17 protein-coding genes and 1 tRNA gene are annotated in these 19,555 nt (G+C 70.9%); 3 read left to right on the forward strand and 15 right to left on the reverse strand.

The window, feature by feature from the left end; genetic code table 11:
* Genes ACOGXI_RS04535 through ACOGXI_RS04550 form a run of 4 tightly spaced genes read right to left on the reverse strand, consistent with a single transcriptional unit; the run spans position 1 to position 5,515 of the window.
* A complete protein-coding gene (locus ACOGXI_RS04535; protein WP_419937694.1) occupies positions 1-2,364 on the reverse strand; it encodes an ATP-dependent helicase in 2,364 nt (787 codons plus the stop codon).
* Positions 2,361-3,590, reverse strand: a complete 1,230-nt coding sequence (locus ACOGXI_RS04540) for a sensor histidine kinase (RefSeq protein ID WP_419937695.1) — start codon at positions 3,588-3,590, stop codon at positions 2,361-2,363. The genes ACOGXI_RS04535 and ACOGXI_RS04540 overlap by 4 nt, the downstream gene beginning before the upstream one ends.
* Positions 3,587-4,909 carry a serine--tRNA ligase gene (gene serS / locus ACOGXI_RS04545; protein ID WP_419937696.1) on the reverse strand — a complete coding sequence of 441 codons (1,323 nt, stop codon included), beginning with the start codon at positions 4,907-4,909 and terminating at the stop codon, positions 3,587-3,589. The genes ACOGXI_RS04540 and serS overlap by 4 nt, the downstream gene beginning before the upstream one ends.
* A gap of 33 nt (positions 4,910-4,942) precedes the next feature.
* Complete coding sequence (locus ACOGXI_RS04550; protein WP_419937697.1) at positions 4,943-5,515, reverse strand: hypothetical protein; 573 nt, start codon at positions 5,513-5,515, stop codon at positions 4,943-4,945.
* A 194-nt stretch (positions 5,516-5,709) separates the two neighbouring features.
* Here ACOGXI_RS04550 and ACOGXI_RS04555 point away from each other — a divergent pair, with 194 nt between their 5' ends.
* From ACOGXI_RS04555 to ACOGXI_RS04565, 3 genes are read left to right on the forward strand one after another with little or no spacing between them, the layout of a single operon-like run.
* Positions 5,710-6,756 (forward strand): mannose-1-phosphate guanylyltransferase, encoded by a 1,047-nt coding sequence (locus tag ACOGXI_RS04555; RefSeq protein ID WP_419937698.1) that lies wholly within the window; start codon positions 5,710-5,712, stop codon positions 6,754-6,756.
* Positions 6,753-7,949 (forward strand): putative sugar nucleotidyl transferase, encoded by a 1,197-nt coding sequence (locus ACOGXI_RS04560; RefSeq protein WP_419937699.1) that lies wholly within the window; start codon positions 6,753-6,755, stop codon positions 7,947-7,949. The genes ACOGXI_RS04555 and ACOGXI_RS04560 overlap by 4 nt, the downstream gene beginning before the upstream one ends.
* Entirely contained in the window at positions 7,946-8,776 is an 831-nt protein-coding gene (locus ACOGXI_RS04565; protein ID WP_419937700.1) for an MBL fold metallo-hydrolase, read from the forward strand. Before ACOGXI_RS04560 ends, ACOGXI_RS04565 begins: the two co-directional genes overlap by 4 nt.
* 4 nt (positions 8,777-8,780) lie before the next feature.
* Here ACOGXI_RS04565 and rseP read toward each other — a convergent pair whose 3' ends face one another.
* The 11 genes from rseP to ACOGXI_RS04620 form a co-directional block, all read right to left on the reverse strand.
* Positions 8,781-9,884 (reverse strand): RIP metalloprotease RseP, encoded by a 1,104-nt coding sequence (gene rseP, locus ACOGXI_RS04570; RefSeq protein ID WP_419937701.1) that lies wholly within the window; start codon positions 9,882-9,884, stop codon positions 8,781-8,783.
* On the reverse strand, positions 9,881-11,047 hold the full coding sequence (dxr, locus tag ACOGXI_RS04575; protein WP_419937702.1) for a 1-deoxy-D-xylulose-5-phosphate reductoisomerase: 1,167 nt from the start codon (positions 11,045-11,047) through the stop codon (positions 9,881-9,883). The genes rseP and dxr overlap by 4 nt, the downstream gene beginning before the upstream one ends.
* A 40-nt stretch (positions 11,048-11,087) precedes the next feature.
* The gene (locus tag ACOGXI_RS04580) at positions 11,088-11,942 is read right to left on the reverse strand and encodes a phosphatidate cytidylyltransferase (protein WP_419937703.1); all 855 of its coding nucleotides are present in this window, start codon (positions 11,940-11,942) and stop codon (positions 11,088-11,090) included.
* Between the two features lie 16 nt (positions 11,943-11,958).
* Positions 11,959-12,717, reverse strand: coding sequence for a polyprenyl diphosphate synthase (uppS, locus tag ACOGXI_RS04585; RefSeq protein WP_419937704.1), 759 nt, complete (start codon positions 12,715-12,717; stop codon positions 11,959-11,961).
* 49 nt (positions 12,718-12,766) lie between these two features.
* Entirely contained in the window at positions 12,767-14,254 is a 1,488-nt protein-coding gene (thiI, locus tag ACOGXI_RS04590) for a tRNA uracil 4-sulfurtransferase ThiI (RefSeq protein ID WP_419937705.1), read from the reverse strand.
* A 6-nt stretch (positions 14,255-14,260) separates the two neighbouring features.
* Positions 14,261-14,334: transfer RNA gene (locus ACOGXI_RS04595), tRNA-Met, on the reverse strand.
* A gap of 79 nt (positions 14,335-14,413) precedes the next feature.
* Complete coding sequence (locus ACOGXI_RS04600) at positions 14,414-14,758, reverse strand: FtsB family cell division protein (protein ID WP_419937706.1); 345 nt, start codon at positions 14,756-14,758, stop codon at positions 14,414-14,416.
* Entirely contained in the window at positions 14,758-16,050 is a 1,293-nt protein-coding gene (gene eno / locus ACOGXI_RS04605; protein WP_419937707.1) for a phosphopyruvate hydratase, read from the reverse strand. The genes ACOGXI_RS04600 and eno overlap by 1 nt, the downstream gene beginning before the upstream one ends.
* 149 nt (positions 16,051-16,199) lie before the next feature.
* A complete protein-coding gene (locus ACOGXI_RS04610; RefSeq protein ID WP_419937708.1) occupies positions 16,200-16,931 on the reverse strand; it encodes a lysophospholipid acyltransferase family protein in 732 nt (243 codons plus the stop codon).
* Positions 16,928-17,941 (reverse strand): thiamine-phosphate kinase, encoded by a 1,014-nt coding sequence (thiL, locus tag ACOGXI_RS04615; protein WP_419937709.1) that lies wholly within the window; start codon positions 17,939-17,941, stop codon positions 16,928-16,930. The genes ACOGXI_RS04610 and thiL overlap by 4 nt, the downstream gene beginning before the upstream one ends.
* Positions 17,938-19,473, reverse strand: coding sequence for an NAD(P)H-hydrate dehydratase (locus tag ACOGXI_RS04620; RefSeq protein ID WP_419937710.1), 1,536 nt, complete (start codon positions 19,471-19,473; stop codon positions 17,938-17,940). Before ACOGXI_RS04620 ends, thiL begins: the two co-directional genes overlap by 4 nt.
* Positions 19,474-19,555 lie beyond the last annotated feature (82 nt).

A 19,555-nucleotide genomic window follows, 5' to 3' on the forward strand; every position in this document is an offset into this window, starting at 1 on the left:
CTAGGCCGGGCGCAATCCGGCGTACGCCACGACGACTTTCTTCCGGCCGACCGTCTCGAACGCGATGTCGGCCTTGGCCTCCCTTCCGAAGCCGTGCACCTGCAGCACCTCGCCTGCCCCGAAGCGTGGATGTACCACCCGTACCCCCGGGGTCAGCGCGAGCGGCACCTGCGAGTCGTCGTAGTCATACTCGAGTTCGCCCGGAGGCGCCGACCGTCCAGCCGCGCCGGAGCCGCGGGCGCCGCCGGTCTCGCTCGATCCACGGTTCGCCCCCCTCTGCCAGGTGAAGGAGCGGTCGGGCTCCACCGCGCCGGCCCGGCGGCCCGCATCCCCGGTCACGGACCTTCCCTCCCCTCCCCCCGGCCGGCGCCCGCCGGGCCGACGGACGTCCCGGGCATGCCGCCGACGCCAGCGCGGGGCCGCAAGCCGCGGGAGCACGTGTTCTTCCGGGAGTTCATCGATGAAGCTCGAGGGGGCGGAGTGGCTCGCCATCCCCGCCCGCCAGCGGCGGTCCGCGTACGTCAGACTCAGCCGGTCCATCGCACGCGTCACTCCCACGTAGAACAGACGCCGTTCTTCCTCCAGCCCGCCCGGCGTCTCCATCGCCCTCGAGAGAGGAAAGAGGCCTTCCTCCAGCCCGCCCAGGAAGACCACCGGAAACTCGAGTCCCTTCGCGTTGTGCAGCGTGATCATCGTCACCGCCTCACCATCGAAGTCCGCCTCATCGAGGTCTGAACGCAGCGAAACGGACTGCAGGAACAACTCGAGGTCCGTGGCCTCGTCGTCGGGGTCCTCCACATCCTCGCGCTCGAACGCCTCCGCTGCCGCGAACAGTTCGCTCACGTTCTCGAGGCGGTCCGCGCCGTCCTCCTCCTCGGCCAGCGCCGTGGCCAGGCCGAAGGTCGCCACGCAGGCCTCGAGTGCTTCCCGGGCGCTGGAGGCCGGGAGCGAAGCCCGCACGTCGGCGAGTCCGTCCGCGAACCGCCTCAGGCCGCGCGCCGCCGCCCTCGGGAGGCCGTCCTCGTGCCGCGCCCGCGCCGCGACCAGGGCGAGGGGCTCGATGGCTTCGCCCGCGTCGTCGCCCGCGCGAGCGAGTTCCCCCAACCGCTCCAGGCTCTTCGCTCCGACCCCGCGCCTCGGCCACCCCACGGCACGCAGGAAGGCGACGTCGTCCGCGGGATTCACGAGGAGCCGCAGGTAGGCAATGACGTCCTTCACCTCGCGACGCTCGTAGAACGGCACGCCGCCCACGATCCGGTACGGGATGCCGGAACGCCGGAACGCCTCCTCGAAGGCCCGCGACTGGGCGTTCGTCCGGTACAGCACGGCGAACTCGTTCAGCCCCCGCGTGCCGCGGCCGGCCTCGATCTGTGACGACACCCACGCCGCCTCCGCCCGCTCGTCATCGCAGCGGACGACCTCGATCGGATCGCCGGCCTCCCGCTCCGTGTGCAGCCGCTTCGGCTTCCTCGCGAGGTTCCGGCAGATCACGGCGTTCGCGACCTCGAGGATGGACCCCGTCGAGCGATAGTTGCGCTCCAGCCGCACGACGTGCGCGCCCCGGAAGTCGGCCTCGAAGTCGAGGATGTTCCGGATGTCCGCCCCGCGCCATCCGTACACGGCCTGGTCGTCATCCCCCACCACACACAGGTTCCCGTGTTTCGAAGCCAGCGCCTTCACCATCCGGTACTGGGCGTGGTTCGTGTCCTGGTATTCGTCCACGAGCACGTGGGCGAAGCGCGCGGCGTGGCGATCCTTCACGCCATCCACCGTCTCCAGCAGGCGCACCGTCTCGAAGAGGAGGTCGTCGAAGTCGTAGGCGTTGCGCCGCGTGAGTTCGCGCTGGTACGCGGGATAGGCCTTCGCCACGACCTCCGCGAGCAGGTCGAAGGCCTCGGACTCGTACTCGGCGGGACCCATGAGGGCGTTCTTCGCACTGGAGATCCGGCCGCGCAGGGCTCGGGGCGCCCAGCGCCTGGGGTCGTAGCCCGCCGACTCCATCACATCCTTGAGCGTGCGGATGGAGTCATCCTCGTCATAAATCGTGAAGGCACGCGTGCGGGAGGTGTGCGGAGCCTCCATGCGAAGGATGCGCGCGGCGATCGAGTGGAACGTGCCGATCCACAGTCCCCGCGTGGAACGGCCGATGAGCCCCTCGATCCGTTCCCGCATCTCGCCGGCGGCCTTGTTCGTGAAGGTGACGGCGAGGAGGCGCGTCGGCTCGAGCCCCTGCTCGATGAGGCGGGCGGCCCGCGCCGTGAGCACCCGTGTCTTGCCGGAGCCCGCGCCCGCAAGGATCAGCAGCGGCCCTTCGCCGTGTTCGACCGCGTCCCGCTGCTCCGGGTTGAGGCGGAGTCCCCTCACGTCCCCCGTGTCCCGGGACGGTGGCGCGGGAGTTCGATCCGGAAGCTCGCGCCCCGCCCCGTATCCTCGAGGCGGATGGAGCCATCGTGCATGTCTTCGATGATGCGCCGCACGAGGGACAGGCCGACGCCCCAGCCATGCTTCTTCGTCGTGACGCCGATGTTGAAGATCTTGTCGCGGAGCGCGGGAGGAATCCCCGGTCCGGTGTCGAGCACCCGGAACACGGAACGCTTGCCGTTCGGGCCGAGGTAGGAGATCACGATCCGTCCGCCGTCCGGGGCCAGCGCGTCGATCGCGTTCTTGATCAGGTTCTCGAAGGCCCACTCCAGGAGCGTCGCATTGCCCAGCACTTCCGGTGACTCGGTATCCATCTCCACCGCGATCTCGATCTTGCCGGTACGGGAGAGCGTGGGGAGGCGGGCCTCGAAGTACTGCCGCAGCTGCAGGGCCGTGGCGCGCACGGACATGGGCTCGAGCGTCGGCTTGTGCCCGATGAGTTCGAAGCGGTGGGAGACTTTCTGCAGGCGCGTCACGTCCGCCGCCATCTCGTCGATGAGGTCCGGCTGCCCCACCTCCGACCCCCGGGGGCGCGGCCGGGTCTCGAGCACCTCCAGCCAGCCTACCAGCGAACTGAGCGGAGTACCCATCTGATGCGCCGATTCCCTGGCCATGGCGGACCAGATGCGCTCCCGCTCGCTCCGGAAGGAGAGGAAGAGGAGCCAGCCGCCGCTGCCGAGGATGACGAGGAGCGAGGCCGCCTGCAGCCACGGGATCAGGCGGAGGCGACTCGTGAACTCGGGATCGCCGAAGTGGACCTGCAGGCCGGGCGCCTCGAAGGGCGGCCTCAGCGCGTCGAGTTCGGCCACGAATTCGCGCAGCGCCTGGTCGTCCGGGTCGCCGGTCGGACCGAGCGGGAAGTCGTCGGGCAGGTGCGCGGAGCTGCTCGGGTTGCCCAGCGTGTCGGTGATCACGATGGGGATGCGGAGCCGCCGGACCTGGGCGCCCACCTGCTGTGAGGCCTGATTCCAGAGTTCGTTCTGTTCCTCGACCGTGAGGTTACCCGCCGCGGCCGCCGTGCTGACCGCCATCAGCTGCCCGAGGACCGCGGCGTCGAGCCGGCGTTCCTCCGCCTGCTGGCGCGAGAAGATGGCGGACGAGACGAGCACGCCCGTGGACAGAACCGCGAGCAGAAGCGCGCCGCCGCGCCGGTTCCAGAGCCGGATCACCGGCAGAGCTCGAGCCGCTCGAACCCGAGATAGGAGTGAAGCACCTCCGGCAGCAGGATCCCCTCACCCTCGCGGAAGCCCGTCTCGAGCAACACCACGATGAGCCGGGCGAGGGCCAGCGCCGAACCGTTCAGCGTGTGCACATGGGCGGGGCGGCCCCCGCGCTCGGGCCGGAAGCGGATGGCGGAGCGCCGCGCCTGAAAGTCTCCGTACGACGAACAGCTGGACACCTCGAGCCATGCCTCGACGCCGGGAGCCCAGATCTCCAGGTCGTACGTGATCGCGTTCGCGAATCCGAGATCCCCGAGCGGAAGCAGGACCCGGCGGTACGGGACCTCCAGAAGCTCGAGCACGCGCTCCGCGTGGCGGGTCAGAAGCTCCAGCTGCGCCTCCGACTCCCCGGGCCGGCAGATGCGGACGATCTCCACCTTGTCGAACTGATGAACCCGCAGGAGCCCGCGCGTATCGCGGCCCGCCGCGCCGGCCTCACGCCGAAAGCAGGGCGTGTGCGCGACGTACGCGAGCGGCAGGTCATCGCCGGAGAGGATCTCATCCCGGTGCAGATTCGTGAGCGGCACCTCGGCCGTCGGCACCAGGAAGAGGTCGTCGGGGTCCGTCCGGTAAGCGTCGTCCTCGAACTTGGGGATGTGCCCGGTCCCCATCATCGATTCCCGTGAGACGACGAGGGGAGGCAGCACCTCCAGGTATCCGTGCTCGCGGACGTGGAGGTCCAGCATGAACTGAACGAGCGCACGGCTGAGACGGGCGCCGCCCCCGACGAGAAGCGGAAAGCCGGAGCCCGCGATCTTCGCCCCGCGCTCGATATCCAGCGACGGCGTCCGTCCTCCGGGCATCGCGGAGCCGCCGGGATCCGTATAGCCGTGCGTGGCCCCGAGGATCCAGTGCGGCGGCGCCTCCTCCTCCCGCGGGGCGCCCCATTCCGCGACCGTCGGCCCTTCCCCTTCCTCGCCGGGCGGGACGCGGGGATCGGGGATGTTCGGGATCTGCAAGAGGTGATCGCGCAGTTCCGCCTCGGTGCGCGCGAGGTCCGCGTCGAGGGCCTTGATCCGGGCCGCGACGCGGCGCATGGCCTCGATCTCCGACGATGCGTCCTCTCCCCTGCCCTTCGCGGCGCCGATCGCCTTCGACGCCGTGTTCCGCTCGGCCTTGAGGACTTCCACTTCCCGGATCAGGCCTCGGCGGATCTCATCCGCCCGCAGCGTCTCCTCCACGAGTCCCTCCGCGTGCTCGTCGCCGCGTTTCCGCATGGCATCGCGGACGAGTTCGGGGTCGTCGCGGAGGGTTCTGAGGTCAAGCATGTCGCTGGGGGGCGGGATCGGCCGGACAGGGCGTCACAGCGAACCGTGCGTCCCCGGTTCGAGGACGACGTCTCCGCAGTTCGGGTTCACCAGGTGGCGGAAGGTGATCGTTCCCGCGTCGGGATCGATGGCGAGAACCTGTAACTTGGCATAGCGGCTGCAGGCGAGAAAATTGTTCGGGTCGACGCGACTGCGGGCGATGAGCACGTCGCCCGGCTGGACTGCGAGGGGTGCGTTCAGGGTGTACCCGTCCTCCGGGGCCTCGAGCACGGCGTCGAAGCGTTCGCCGGTTACCTGCAGGCCCGAGTCCGTTACGCTGTCCGCGACCGCCGAGAAGGGGACGAGTTCCGCCGCTCCCTCCCGGATCTGAAAGAGGAAATCCCAGTTCAGCGTCTGGTCGATGCGAGCGGGAACCGCGAGTACGATGTCGAAAGCCGGAGGGTCTTCGAGGCGACCCGTCACGTAGTCATACAGCGTGACCTCCGTCGGCGTGAGCGGAACATCGCCGAGGAAGGCATCGAACGGATCGTCGCAGGCGGTCGCCGCGAGCGCGAGGATCAGCGCTCCGAGCCGTGCGGGCAGACAGATTCGGTGTCGGGGGAGCATGGCGCGAATACTGTCGCCCGGGGAGGACTCGGGCAAGAAAAAAGGCCCGGAGGAAGCGGGATCGACGGGGCGGGCCGGCAACGTGGCGCGCCGCTCGCGGCGTCCGTAGCTTGGCCGCGTCGCGGCCGGCCCGCGGCGGGAAAGAGCCCGCGCGCGCGAAGGGCGGTTCGGAGGACGGGAGGGAGGCTCTGTCGGTGCACCTCGAGGCGTACTGCGCGGTCCTCGCGGGCGGGATCGGCCGCCGGTTCTGGCCCGCCTCGACCCCGGCCCGTCCCAAGCAGTTCCTGCCCCTCGCCGGTCCCGACCCCCTCATCGACGATACGCTCGCTCGTGCCGTCGCCCTGGTCGGCGCCCCGCGCGTCCGGGTCGTCGCGGCCGAACGCCTGGTGGAACTCATGCGCCCGAGCCTGGATGCGGCGGGTGTCGATGCGCTCGTCGAACCGAAGGCGCGCGGAACGGGACCGGCCCTCGTCTGGGCGGCTTCGGAGATCGAGCGGGCTCAGCCGGGCGCCCTGATGATCTCGATGCACGCGGACCACCGCATCGAACCCGTCGAGGCGCTCAGGGAGACGCTGCAGTCGGCCCTCCGGGCGGCGCGAGAAGGATACCTGTGCTGCGTCGGCGTGCGGCCGGACCGCCCCGAGACCGGATTCGGGTACGTGGAGACGGGGCGAGAGACCGCGTCCGGCGCCCGGGAGGTGCGGCGCTTTGTGGAGAAGCCGGATCCCGCCGCGGCCCGAAAATACCTGAAGTCGGGACGCTTCCTGTGGAACTCCGGCATCTTCGTGTGGCGGGCGGCCGATCTGCTCGAGGCCGCCCGACGCGGCGCGCACGAACTCGCGGCGGCGTGGCCGGCCCTCGAACGCGGCGATGCGGAGGGCTTCTTCGCCCGTGCCGAGCCGGTCGCGATCGATGTCTGCGTGATGGAGCGAGCCGAGCGTGTGGCCACCGTGGAGGCGCGATTCGCCTGGGACGACCTCGGCGTGTGGAGCGCACTCCTCCGCTCCCGGGAGCTGGACGAGGCCGGGAACGCGTCGGTCGGCTCGGCCCGCCTCCTTGACGCGGCGGACAACGTCGTGTGGACGGAGTCCCGCCGGGCCACGGTCATCGGGGTGTCGGGTCTCGTCATCGTGGAGGCGAACGGGGAACTTCTCGTGATGCCGCGCGACGAGGCCGCGAGACTCGACGCCCGTCTGGAACAGGTCGACACGGATTCCTCCACTTCCGAACCGCCGCGTTGACGACGCTGGTCATGTTCGACGACGAGCGGGCGGGCGGCTGGGCGCCTTTTGCGCTCACCCGGCCGTGCGGCGAACTCGTCTTCGGCCGCTGGACGTTGCGCGAGCGGCTGGAACGGGTCGCGCGAACGCGCGTGGCCGGTCATGTGACGCGCCCCTGGCTGCACCGGTACGCGGAGCCGGGAGCGCCGCGCTGCCTGGACGCGGGCGGGCTGTCCACTCCCTGTACCGTGTGGAACGCCCGGGCCGTGCCGTCACTCGAAGCGGCGTGGAACGACGCGCCCGCCAACCTCTGGGTCGCCGACCGGCTGGCGGGCGTCCGCCCGGGCGCCGGCGCAGAGCCGCCGCAAGCGGACTGGTTCGCCGCTCCCCGGCCCCGGCCCGGGTTGCCGGACCACGAGGTACCCGGGGCTTGGCTGCGTGACCCCTGGGACCTTGTGGCCGCCGGACCCGACCGGCTCGCCGCCGACCTGACGGCCGTCCCGGGCGCGGAGGCGTCGGCGCCGCCGGACGGTTGCTGGCGCCTCGGCGACGCCCCGATCCACCTGGGCGAGGGGGCGCGCGTGGAACCCGGCGTGCTCTTCGATGCGCGCGAGGGCCCGATCGAACTCGGTCCCGGCGTCCAGGTCCGCTCAGGCACCCGCCTCGGCGGGCCGCTCTACGCGGGCGCCGGCTCACAACTCCTCGGCGGCCACATCTCGCGCTTTTCCGGGGGCCCCGGCTCCCGCGTGCGGGGCGAGGTCGACCACGTGACGACGCTGGGCTATTCGAACAAGGCGCACGACGGGTTTCTCGGACACGCGTACCTCGGCTGCTGGGTCAACCTCGGCGCGGGAACGGTGACCAGCGATCTCAAACACACCTACGGGTCGATCCGCGTGGGGCCGCCCGGCGCGCGGCGGGACACCGGACTCCTGAAGTTCGGCTGCCTGCTCGGCGATCACGTGAAGACCGGCGTCGGCACCCGACTCGAGACCGGCGCCGTCGTCGGCGCCGGCTCGAGCCTGTTCGGCGCGGAGCCGCCGCCTCGCTGGGTGGAGCCCTTCTCGTGGGGCGGAGGCCGGAACACGGAGCCGCACCGTCGCGGTGACTTCCTTTCCACGGCCGCCCGGGTCGTCGAGCGCCGGGGACTCGAGGGGACCCCGGAGTTCCGGAACTGGCTGGGCGATGTCTGGGACGAGGCCTGCCGCTCGTGAGCCTGTCCGTCGCGTCGCTGGGCTCGGGAAGCCGCGGCAACGCCTTTCTGGTGGAGGGCGACCGCGCCCGCGTACTCGTCGATGCGGGGTTCTCGGGGGTTCAGCTTGCCCGCCGACTCGCCGAACTCGACGTCGAGCCCGAAACCATCGACCTCGTCGTCGTCACGCACGAGCACCGGGATCACGCCGCGGGGATCGGCATCGGAGCGCGCCGCTGGGGCTGGCCCCTCGCGATGAACCCGCCCACTCGCCGCGCCTGCGCTTCTCTCCTGCGCGGGCAGGAGCGATGCGGCGACCTGCCGCTCACCGGACTCGAGGTCGGCGACCTCGCGATCGAGACCGCCCCCACCGCGCACGACGCCGCGAAACCCGTCGCCGTCACGGTCCTGCACCGACCCACGGGCCTGCGAGTGGGGATTGCGACGGATCTCGGGAGACCGACGACACCCGTCCGCGTGGCGCTCCGGGAGTGCGCCTTTCTCATCATGGAAGCGAACCACGACGAGCACCGTCTCCGGGCGGCTTCCTATCCCTGGCGAGTCAAGCAGCGGATCGGGGGTAGCCGGGGACACCTCTCCAACCGCCACGCGGCCGAGTTGGCGCGCGAACTCGCCCACCCGGGGCTGGGAGGGATCCTGCTCGCCCACCTGAGTCACGAGTGCAACGACCGGGAACTCGCCCTGGAGAGCGTCGCGGAAGGGCTCGCGCCGGCGGGATACGATGGATTACTGGACGCCGCGGCGCAGGCGGAGCCCAGCCCCCGTTACGACGTGGTCGCCCTCGCGCGGGCGCGCGGCGACGCAGAGCAACTCTCGCTCTCTATCTGACTCTCTATCTGAGAATCACCCTCAGCACATCGTTCCCCACGGCCCACACCATGAGCGCCAGGACGAAGACCATCCCCACCGTGGTGAACCGCATGCGCGCCTCGACGCTGAGCGCCCGGCCGCGGATCGCCTCGATCCCCAGGAAGAGCAGGTGGCCCCCGTCGAGCACGGGAATCGGCAGCAAATTGAAGATGGCGAGATTGACGCTGATGATCGCCATGAAACTCAGGAGCTCCCAGAACCCCGCGCGCGCGGCGCGGCCGGAAATCTCCCCGATCAGAATGGGGCCGCCGACCTCTCGCGCCGAACTTCGTCCCGTGACCAGATCCCCCAGGAACTGAAGGACGGCGCCGCCCCAGTAGGTCGTGTTCGACCACCCGCGCCCGAGCGCCGCGACGGGGCCCGCTCGACCACTCTCGGCGCCGACGGTGATCCCGACGCGACCGACCGTCCTCGAGTCTCCCGTGAGATCCGAGTATTGCTCGACCGCTTCGGGCGTCGCGACGAAGGTGAGTTGCTCCCCTCCCCGCTCCACGACGATGTCGATGGATTCGCCCGCCCGGCGCTCGATCCGCATCGTCACCTGGCCGGGGTCGTGCACCGCGGCGCCATCCACGCGCCGGATCAGATCCTCGGCCCGGAGGCCCGCCTCCGCGGCGGGCGACCCGGGTGCGACCTCGCCGATCCGCGGCTCGAGCACGCCCCGCCCCATCGCGACCGCCGCGAAGGCGACGACCGCGAACAGCCAGTTCATGATGACGCCGGCCGAGATGGCGAAGACGCGCGCCCACAGCGGCTTGCCGTCGAAATCTCCGGGCCCGGGCCTCGCTTCGCTGCGCGCCGCCTTCTCCGGGTCGCCCCCGCCCTCGAGTGTCGACGTCACTTCCTCGTCCGCCATCCCCGCCATTTTGACGTAGCCGCCGAGCGGGATCCATGAGAGGACGTACTCCGTTTCACCGCGCCGGAACCCCACCATCTTCGGGCCCAGGCCGATCGAAAACCGCGGCACGTCGATCCCGACGCTCTTCGCAGCGGCGAAATGCCCCAGTTCGTGCACGAAAATGAGCACGCCCAGAACAAGGATGGTTACCAGAATCGTTACGATCACTCAGCGTCTCCCGACTTGGGCTCCCCGTGTGGGTCGCGGGCGATGGCGCGCGCCCGGGTGTCGACGCGCCGCGCATCCTCCACCGATTCGATGGCGCGCGACGAGAACCGTTCCAGTGTACGAAGCACGACCTCGGCGAGTTCCCTGAAGCCGACGTCCCCGGAGAGGAACCTCTCGACCGCGACCTCGTTGGCCGCGTTGAAGGCCACCGGAAACTCGCCTCCCGCCTTTCCCGCCGCGACCCCCGCGCCAAAGAGGGGGAAATCCTCCTCCCGCACCGGTTCGAACTCCAGCGGGCCGTCCCGCACGGGGTCGAACCCCGTCTCCCGACGCGCGTCGTCCAGCCGGTCCGGGTAGCCGAGCGCCCACAGGATCGGAATCTCCATCGAGGGCCGGCCCAGTTGGGCAAGCGAGGAACCGTCCCTGAATTCGACGAGGGAATGGACGATCGATGTGGGATGCACGACGACCTCGATGCGCTCATAGGGGAGGTCGAACAACGTGTGCGCCTCAATGACCTCGAGCGCCTTGTTCGCCAGCGTGGCGGAGTCGATGGTGATCTTGGCCCCCATCGACCACGTGGGATGACGCAGGGCATCGGCCGGCGTGACGGTGGCGAGTCGCCGAGCCGGCCACTCGCGGAAAGGGCCGCCCGAAGCCGTGAGGGTGACCCGCGCGACCTCCGAAACCGGACGACCGGCCAGACACTGGTGGACGGCGGAGTGTTCGCTGTCCACCGGCAGGAGTTCGCCTCCTCCGCCGCGCAGCGCCCGCATCACGAGGTCTCCTCCCGCCACGAGCGATTCCTTGTTGGCGAGGGCCAGCCGCTTCCCCGCTGCAAGCGCCGCCAGCGTCGCGTCGAGTCCGGCGAACCCGACGATCGCATTGAGCACGATATCGCTCCCGGGCGACCCGGCGGCGTCCGCGAGCGCATCGGCGCCAAACCGCCATTCTCCGGCCCATTGCGGCGCGAAGCCGGCCGGGGGCGGGGTCCCGAGCACGACCAGATCGGGGTCCAGGTCGAGCGCGAGCGCGTCCAGCGCCTCCCAGCGACGGTTCGCCGTCAGGACGGCGGCGCGAAACCGGGAAGGGTGGCGGCGGATCACCTCGAGCGTGCCCGCGCCGACGGATCCCGTGGCGCCCAGGATGGCGACGTTCTTCAAGCGCCGGCCTCAGGGAAACCCGGTCCGCCTCCGGCGGCCGTCACACGAAGAGGAAGAGGAAGAGGAACGCGGCCGGGACCGCCCACAGGACGGAATCGAGCCGGTCGAGCATGCCCCCGTGCCCCGGAAGCATTTGCGATGAGTCCTTCACGCCGCACTCGCGCTTGAGGGCGGACTCCGCAAGATCCCCGACGATCGCCAGCCCCGCCACGACCAGCCCGAAGGCCAGTGTCGAAACGAGGTTCGGCGTCCAGATCTCCGGAAGAAGGAAGCGCGGATAGAGGACGGCGGCGGCGAGGCCCGCGAGCAGCGCACACACGGCTCCCGCCACCGTCTTGTTCGGGCTCAGGCGCGGCGCGAGCGGGCGTTTCCCGAGCGCTCGCCCGCCGAGGTACGCCGCGGTGTCGGCCAGCCACGTGATGACGACCGGAAAGAAGAAGATGAGCGTGCCGGCCATCCGCCCTGCGACCGCATCGCCGCCGGCCGGAAGCAGGGGCCCGCCTTCGCGCAGGGGGAGGCCCAACGCGAGCAGCCCCCCCACGTAGAAGACGCCGAACGTCGTACAGGCGGCGGCCCGGATCGGCCGCTCCGAGAGGTCGACGGTCACGAGCGCGAGCGCCGGGAACGCGAGCATCAGGCTCGCCGCAAAGAATCCGCCGCCCTCGAGACCGCCCGCGAGGACGACGAACGGAAAGAGAAACGCGGCCACGGCTCCCGGCAGCGTGAGGACCCGCGTCCCGGTGCCGCGCATCATCGCCGCGAACTCCCGGTAACCGAGCGCGGCCGCCGCGCCCAGCCCGGTGACGAAGACCACCCCGCCGGCGTAGGTCACCAGCGCGCAGAGGGGGACCCCGACACCGGCGACGGCGAGTCTCTTGCGGAAGTTGGGGCTCATGCAGGACCCGGCCGGCTCACGTCTTCACCAGCCCGAACCTCCGCTCCCGGCGCCGGTAATCGACGAGCGCGCCGAAGAAATGCCCCCGGGTGAAGTCGGGCCACAGCACGTCCGTCACGAAGAGTTCCGCGTACGCGAGCTGCCAGAGGAGGAAGTTGGAAATGCGCTGCTCCCCCGAGGTCCGGACCAAAAGGTCGGGATCCGGCCAGTCCCTCGTCAGAAGTTCGGCCGCGAAGAGTTCGGCGTCGATCTCCTCCGGGGCCAACTCGCCCTCCAGGCAACGCTGTGCGAGCGTGCGCGCCACCCCCGCGAGTTCCGCCCGCGACCCGTAGCTGATGGCGAGGTGCACTTCCAGCACCGTCCCGCCCTCCGTTGACGCCTCGAGTTCGGAGATCGCCTGCCGGGCCTCTTCCGGAAGCCGCAGCCGGTCGCCGAACACCGTGACCCGGACTCCGTGACCGACCAGAGCTTCGCGCTGGCTCCTCACATACTCCTGGAGGAGCGTCATCAGCGCTTCCACCTCCATGGAAGGCCGAAACCAGTTCTCATCCGAGAAGGCGTACAAAGTGAGATGGGCCACGCCGGCCTCCACCGCCCCCTCGATCGTCTCGCGCACGGCCGTCATGCCCGCGCGGTGCCCCTCCCATCTCGGCAGACCGCGCCGTCTGGCCCAGCGTCCGTTGCCATCCATGATGACGGCGACATGGGCCGGCACTTCCCCCTCCTGCAGCACCGTCTCCAGGGCCGCCGTCACGCCGCTCTTCTCCCCGCTCATGCGGCCCAAGCTCGCCCCGCATGGGCAGGAGTGTCAAAGCAGGCCGCGATCAGTCGATTCCCGTCCGGCCTCGAGCGAAGCGCCGCATGCGGGGCGCCCCGCCGAGGAACGAGTAGGCCTCGTATCCCGCGCGTTGCATGACCTCGGCCAGGTAGGCCGTTCGCACGCCCTCGGTACAGCAGAGCACGTACGTCGCGTCGCGATCGAGTTCGCCGAAGCCCCGCTCGAGTTGCGGCAGATCGCGGAGGGTCGCGCCCGGCCAGTGCCAGGCCTCGAACGCGGCGCTGGAGCGGGTGTCGAGGATGACCGCTCCGTCGGGCACCTCCGTCACGTACAGGGACGCTCCGACCATCGATTCCGGGCGCAGCGCCCGCACATCGTGCACGGTCGCGCCGGCGACCGCCTCGACCAGTTCCTCGAAACCCACGGCCGACTCCTGCGTCTCGGCGGCCTCCGGCGACGACGCGGTGACCGGTCGGTGCGGCACGAGGTCGCAGTACTCGCGCACCCGGGCGGACAGGTCGTGGGTGCCGATCTCCCGCGCCCGGTCGAGGATCTCCTCCTTGTGGAATCCGAGCAGGGGCCGGAGCACCGGAAGGGAGGAGGCGTTCTCGATCGCTCGGAGATTGCTGAGCGTCTGCGAGGAGACCTGCCCGACCGACTCGCCCGTGACGATCGCCTCGGCCCCGATGCGCTCCCCGATCTCCGCGGCCGCCCGATACATCATCCGCTTGAGGACGACCTGGAGGTATGCGGGCTTGGCGCGGGCCCGCATCGCCTCGACGACCGGGCCGAACTCGAGCACATGCAGCCGGGGCCGCGTCCCGTAGCTCCAGCGGTCCGCCAGCACCTTCGTCACCTCCACGACCATCCGCTCGTACGCGCTCCCGCCGAGATTGCAGAAGACGTAGTCGAGCCGAATCCCCCGGCGCAGCGCCATCCAGGCGGCGACGGCCGAATCGAAGCCGCCGGAGATGAGACCGAGCGCGTGTCCCTGGACTCCGAGCGGCAGGCCCGACGGTCCCGGAATCCTGTCCTCGTGGAAGAAAACCCGGTCATCGCGAACCTCGACGAACACGGTGATGTCCGGATCTCCGAGGTCGACGGTGGCCCCGGGGTTGAGGGCCGCCCCCAGGCGCTGTTGGATATCCGAGGAGGAAAAGCCGTGGGAACCGGAGCGGCGCGCCCGCACCGCATAGCTCCGGCCACGCACGGACTTGGCGAAGAGGGCCGTGCCCGTGGCGACGATCGTGTCGAAGTCCGCCTCGCACTCGCCGGCCAGCACGGAACAACTGGACACACCGAAGGTCCGCAGGAGCGGGTCGAGAAAGGCCGGATCCGGGCCCTCGATGTGGAAGCGGCTCCAGCCGGACTGGAGCACGGCGTCGATCCCCTCGGCATCGAACGCGTCGCGCAGGTTGGCCGCGAGCCGATTCTGGAAGCGCGACCGCGTCCGGCGCGCCTTGGTCGAGAGCTCGCCGGAGAACCGTACAAGGGCCCGAACGGGCCCGGCTCCGAGTTCGTGTTGCGCCGCCATATCGAGTGGCAGGGGGGGGATTTGAACCCCCGACCCAGGGCTTATGAGTCCCTTGCTCTACCAGGCTGAGCTACCCTGCCATGCTTGTGGGTCCGCTATCCTACACGTCGTGGCGCGCGGGGCAAGCCGCCCGCCCCGACGTATCCGACCGGTACGACGCTAGGGCACGTTCGCCTGCGGGGGCGTCACGAAAGGCGGATCCTCAAGGTCGCCCAACTCGACGAACCGCACCAGGATCTCTCGGGGACGGACGAACCCGTACCGTTCCCGCGCGACGCGCTCGATCGCCCAGGAGTTCGACACGAGACTGTCGCCCCAGGCCCGAATCGACGCGAGTTCGTCTTCGCGCACCGTCATCTCCGCCCTCCGCGACTCGATCTCCCTCTCGAGCCGGACCAGGCCCGCCCGCGTGTATTCTCCGCCCACCATCCAGTAGTAACCCGCTCCGATCAGGGCGATGAACGTGATGGTCCGCGTGAGCCGACGGTTGGCCGCCTCCGCCATCATCGGCCTCCGTACACGGCGGACCCCGGATAGGTCGCCCTCGGTCCGAGCCGTTCTTCGATCCGCAGCAACTGATTGTACTTCGCGACGCGTTCCGACCGGCAGGCGCTGCCCGTCTTGATCTGTCCGGCGTTCGTGGCCACTGCGAGGTCCGCGATGAACGTGTCGGACGTCTCCCCCGAGCGGTGCGAGATGACCACGCCGAAGTTCGCCTCCGCGGCCATCCGGATCGCATCCAGCGTCTCGCTCACGGTCCCGATCTGATTGAGCTTGATGAGGATCGCGTTCCCGGTCCCGCCCTCGATGCCGCGCGCCAGACGATCGACGTTGGTCACGAAGAGGTCGTCCCCGACGAGCTGGGCGCGGTCTCCGACCCGGGACGTGAGGGCTGCCCAACCCTCCCAGTCGTCTTCGTGGAGCCCGTCTTCGATCGAGACGATGGGATACGCGTCAAGCCAGTCCTCGTAGAGCGACACGAGGCCCTGCGCGTCGAATTCTCCGGCCTCACCGGCGCTCTCGAGCCGGTACACGCCGGCTTTCGCATCGTAGAATTCCGACGCGGCGCAATCGAGAGAGAGCGCGACCTCCGCTCCGGGCTCGTAACCGGCATCGACGATCGCGGCCATAATGAGGTTCAGAGCCTCGCGGTTCGAGGACAGGTCCGGGGCCACCCCGCCCTCGTCCCCGACGGCGGTCGCATACCCGGCATCCGACAGTCGGCGCTTCAGCGCGTGGAACACCTCCACGCCGACCCTGAGACCGTCGGAGAAACTCCGCGCGCCGAGCGGCAGAATCATGAACTCCTGTATGTCGACCGTGTTGTTGGCGTGCACGCCCCCGTTGAGGATATTCAGCATCGGGACCGGGAGGACGCGCGGATCTCCGGCGCCGAGATGTCGGAACAGGGGCGTCCCCGCCGAGGCCGCGGCCGCGCGCGCCGCCGCCATGGAGACCGCAAGGATCGCGTTCGCCCCGAGGCGACCCTTGTTCGGCGTGCCGTCGAGCGCGATGAGCGCGGAGTCGAGCCCGCGCTGGTCCGAGGCGTCGCGGCCTCGCACCGCGGCCGCGATCTCCCCGTTGACGTGCGCGACCGCACGTAGCACGCCCTTGCCGTCGTAGCGGGCGCGGTCAGGGTCGCGCAGTTCGGCCGCTTCGTGCTCTCCCGTCGATGCGCCGCTCGGTACGGCGGCGCGGCCGACCGCGCCGCTCTCGAGATGCACGTCGGCCTCGACCGTGGGGTTGCCGCGCGAATCGATGATCTCGCGGCCCACAATCCGGACGATGGCCGTCACGGAACGCGTCGGCTTCGGTGATGTTTGGGGCGGTTCATGCAGGCGTGTCCCCTCCCCCCGGCGATCGCGACGATCGCATCTTCTTCCACCCGCGTCCGAAGATAGGGCCCCGCGGCCCGGGAACAAGTCGCGCGCGGACGACCCGCAAGCTACCCGGACGCGCCGCCGCCGGATCCCCGTTCCGGGAGCATCGCCTCGATCGCGGTGCGGGTCTTGCGCATCAACGTCCTCCGGTCGGCCGGCTCCGCTCCCTCCGGTCGAATCGCCGGTCCCAGCCGGACCGTGATCGAACCGGGCCTCACGCGCTTCGCCCCGGGCGGATAGACGTGTCGGCCGCCATCGATCGCCGCGGGAACCAGGGACGCCGGCGTCTCCAGGGCGAGGGCGAAGGAACCGCGCAGGAAACGCCCCAGTTGGCCGTCACGCGACCGGGTCCCCTCCGGAAACAGCACGAGAGTCAACTGCTCGGCCCCCATCCGGTCGCTTGCCTCCCGAAGCGTTTCCCTCGCGCTGCGGGCGCGGTCGCGGTCGATGAGCACGTGCCCCGCGGAACGCATCCCCACCGAGAGCATCGGAATGTTCGCCAACTCCCGCTTCGCGATGAAGCGCACGGACACGGGGAGGCCCGCGATGAGCGCCCAGATGTCGAAATACGACTGGTGGTTCGCGGCGATGACCTGGGTCCCGGACGGGTGGAGATGCTCGAGGCCGTGGACCGTGACGCGCACACCCGCGGCCGCAAGCACGGAGCGAGCCCAGCCGCGGTTGGCCCGATCCATCCACACCCGGCCGCCGCCGACGAGGCCGGCGATGGCCGCGAGGGCCCCGAAGAAGATCGTTGAGAGCACGAGCGTGACGTAGAAGAACGCCGTCCTGATCAACGCCCGACCTCGAAATGGTCGAACCCGGCGGGGAGCGCCGGATCCGACCGTCCGGTCACGGTCAGCCCCCGCCCTTCGCGCGCGCTCCCGACGCGTGTGAGCGGGAGATGGAAGGCGTCGGCGAATGCCCGCTCCGTCCCGTGCATGGCGCCGGCCGGAACGGCGAAGAGCAGTTCGTAGTCCTCGCCGCCGGCAAGGAGGAGGCGTTCCCCGGCCGGCGCCTGACGAAAGCCGTCGAGGGCGGGCGCGGCCGGGAGGCGATCCGCCTCGATTTCCAGGGCGACTCCGGAAGCCGCCGCAAGATGTTGCGCATCCCGCGCCATACCGTCCGAAAGGTCGATCGCCGCGTGGATCCCGACTCGGTCCCGGAGCCACAAGGCCTCCTCGATCCTGGGGCACGGGCGTTCGAACGCCCGACGAGCCCCGGGGTCGGGCTCCAGCCCCCGCTCCAGATCGCGCAGGGCCGCCGCGGCCCCGCCGAGTTCGCCGGTCACCCACAACTCGTCACCCGGACGCACCCCGCGCCGCGTCGCCGGGGCCGTCGCGTGACCGAGCACGGTGACGTCGAGAAAAGCGGGCCCCGGCGACGCGACGAGGTCGCCGCCGAGGACCTCCGCACCGGCCCGGCCGGCGATCTCTCCCACGCCCCGTCCCAGGGCCGCGGCGATCTCGACGTCCAGTTCGGGGGGCAGGGCCGCCGCCACGACGAGGCCGACAGGGGTCGCGGCCATGGCCGCGAGGTCGCTCAGCGCCGACGCGGCCGCACGGTACCCGATCGTTTCCCACGTCATCCATTCGCGGCGAAAGTGCACCCCCTCCACGCTCGCGTCGCAGCTCACCACGACCTGCGCGCCATCCGGAGGACGAAAGGCCGCCGCGTCATCCCCGACCGGCAACGTGACGGTGGCGGCCGGGTCCGCACGGCGGCTCTTCGCGCCCGCTCCGTCGAGGAACGCCCGAATGCGCGCCGTTTCCGGCCCCTCCGCGAGCGCCGGACCGGTGAAGTTCACCCGGCGCGGTCCCCGCTTGCGGCGGCCGGCACCGCCGGGAGGGCGAGGTTGACGCCCGCCCAGGCTCCGGACCGGAGGCTTCCCAGCGCCCGGCGCGCGTCCGGCAGCGCGTCCGGCACGTCCGCCGCGGACCCGCCGATCTCGTCCACGCCGCGCAGAATGGCGAGAGCGGTGAGCGTCAGGGCGGCGGACGCGGCGTCGGCGGGGCGGAGGCCGGACGCCAGGCAGGCGCCGCAGACGCCGGTCAGCACGTCGCCCATGCCGCCGCTCGCGAACGCCGGGCTCACGAGCGTGGTCGCGCGCAGATCACCTCCCGGCCGCGCCACCCAGGTCGGTGCGCCCTTGAGCAGGACGGTCGCCCGCGTCGCATCGGCCAGCCGCCGGGCCGCCGCCGGCGCATCCTCGCGGACCTCGCCGATGGACGCGCCGAGCAAGCGGGCCATCTCGCCGGGATGCGGCGTCAGGAGGACGGATCGGCCCGGAGCCGGTGGGCCGAGCGGCGCGGCGGCCTCCGCTGCTTCCGCTGCTCCCGGCGAGAGCACGTTCAGAGCGTCGGCATCGAGGACCAGCGGGACGGGCGCGCTCTCCAGCACGCGCCGCACCAGCCTTGCCCGCTCCGGCGCCGTTCCCAGGCCCGGTCCCACCGCAAGCGCGCCCGCCCAGTCCAGCGCCGACTGCACCGCCTCGGGTGCGGACCAGTCCACGAAGACGGCCTCGGGCACGCTGGCCTGCACGATCTCCCGGTTCTCCGGGGCACTCACGACGCGGACGATGCCGACCCCCGCCCGGATCGCGGCGCGGGCCGCAAGCACCACGGCGCCGGCCATGCCCCGCTCTCCTCCGACGATCGCGAGATAGCCCGCGTCGCCCTTGTGACCATCGGCGGGCCGCACCCCGAGCAGGCTGGCCACCCATGCCGCCGTCACCGCCCGGGCCGACGGCGGCGGGTCCGGCCGCGGAAAGCCAATCTCCACCGAAACCAGGTCGCCGATGCGCTCGCGGGCCGGGAAACTCAGAAGGCCGGTCTTCGGCCATCCGAACGTGACGGTGAGGTCGGCCCGAATCGCGGCACCCGGCACGCGGCCCGTCGTAAAGTCCACCCCGCTGGGACCATCGGCGGAGACCACGGTGACTCCGGCGGCATTCACGCGTTCGATCACCGCCGCCTGGAGCGGGCGGGGCGCCGTCGTCAGGCCCGTCCCCAGAATGCCGTCGATGACGGTGTCGGCCGCGGCGAGTTCCCGATCCAGCGCTTCGATCGGCTCGAGAGTCAGTCCCCAGCCCGCGAGAACGTCCGGATCCGGGGCTCGGCTTCCGCACTGGACGAACCCGACGGATCGCCCCCAGGCGGAAAGGGTCCGTCCGGCAACCAGGGCGTCGGCGCCGTTGTGGCCGCTTCCCGCGAGCACCGCGACCCGGCCGGCCGGGAACCGTTCATGCACATGGCGCGCCAGGGCCCGACCCGCGTTCTCGATCAGCGCGCGTTCGGGTATCGCCCCCGATTCGATGGCGACGCGATCGATCTCGGCCATCTCGGCCGCAGTGGGCAGCCACACTTCCCGCGCGGCACAGCGCCACCAGTCCGATGACGGGAAGACGGGAACCCGGGTGGCG

The organism is Candidatus Palauibacter sp., assembly GCF_965208055.1.
Lineage (GTDB): Bacteria > Gemmatimonadota > Gemmatimonadetes > Palauibacterales > Palauibacteraceae > Palauibacter.

Excerpts from the sequence above, each read along its gene's own strand:
- serS (WP_419937696.1), bottom strand. The coding sequence starts at position 4,909 with ATGCTTGACCTCAGAACCCTCCGCGACGACCCCGAACTCGTCCGCGAT.
- ACOGXI_RS04550 (WP_419937697.1), bottom strand. The coding sequence starts at position 5,515 with ATGCTCCCCCGACACCGAATCTGTCTGCCCGCACGGCTCGGAGCGCTG.
- ACOGXI_RS04580 (WP_419937703.1), bottom strand. The coding sequence starts at position 11,942 with ATGAGCCCCAACTTCCGCAAGAGACTCGCCGTCGCCGGTGTCGGGGTC.
- uppS (WP_419937704.1), bottom strand. The coding sequence starts at position 12,717 with ATGAGCGGGGAGAAGAGCGGCGTGACGGCGGCCCTGGAGACGGTGCTG.
- thiI (WP_419937705.1), bottom strand. The coding sequence starts at position 14,254 with ATGGCGGCGCAACACGAACTCGGAGCCGGGCCCGTTCGGGCCCTTGTA.
- ACOGXI_RS04600 (WP_419937706.1), bottom strand. The coding sequence starts at position 14,758 with ATGGCGGAGGCGGCCAACCGTCGGCTCACGCGGACCATCACGTTCATC.
- ACOGXI_RS04620 (WP_419937710.1), bottom strand. The coding sequence starts at position 19,473 with ATGGCCGAGATCGATCGCGTCGCCATCGAATCGGGGGCGATACCCGAA.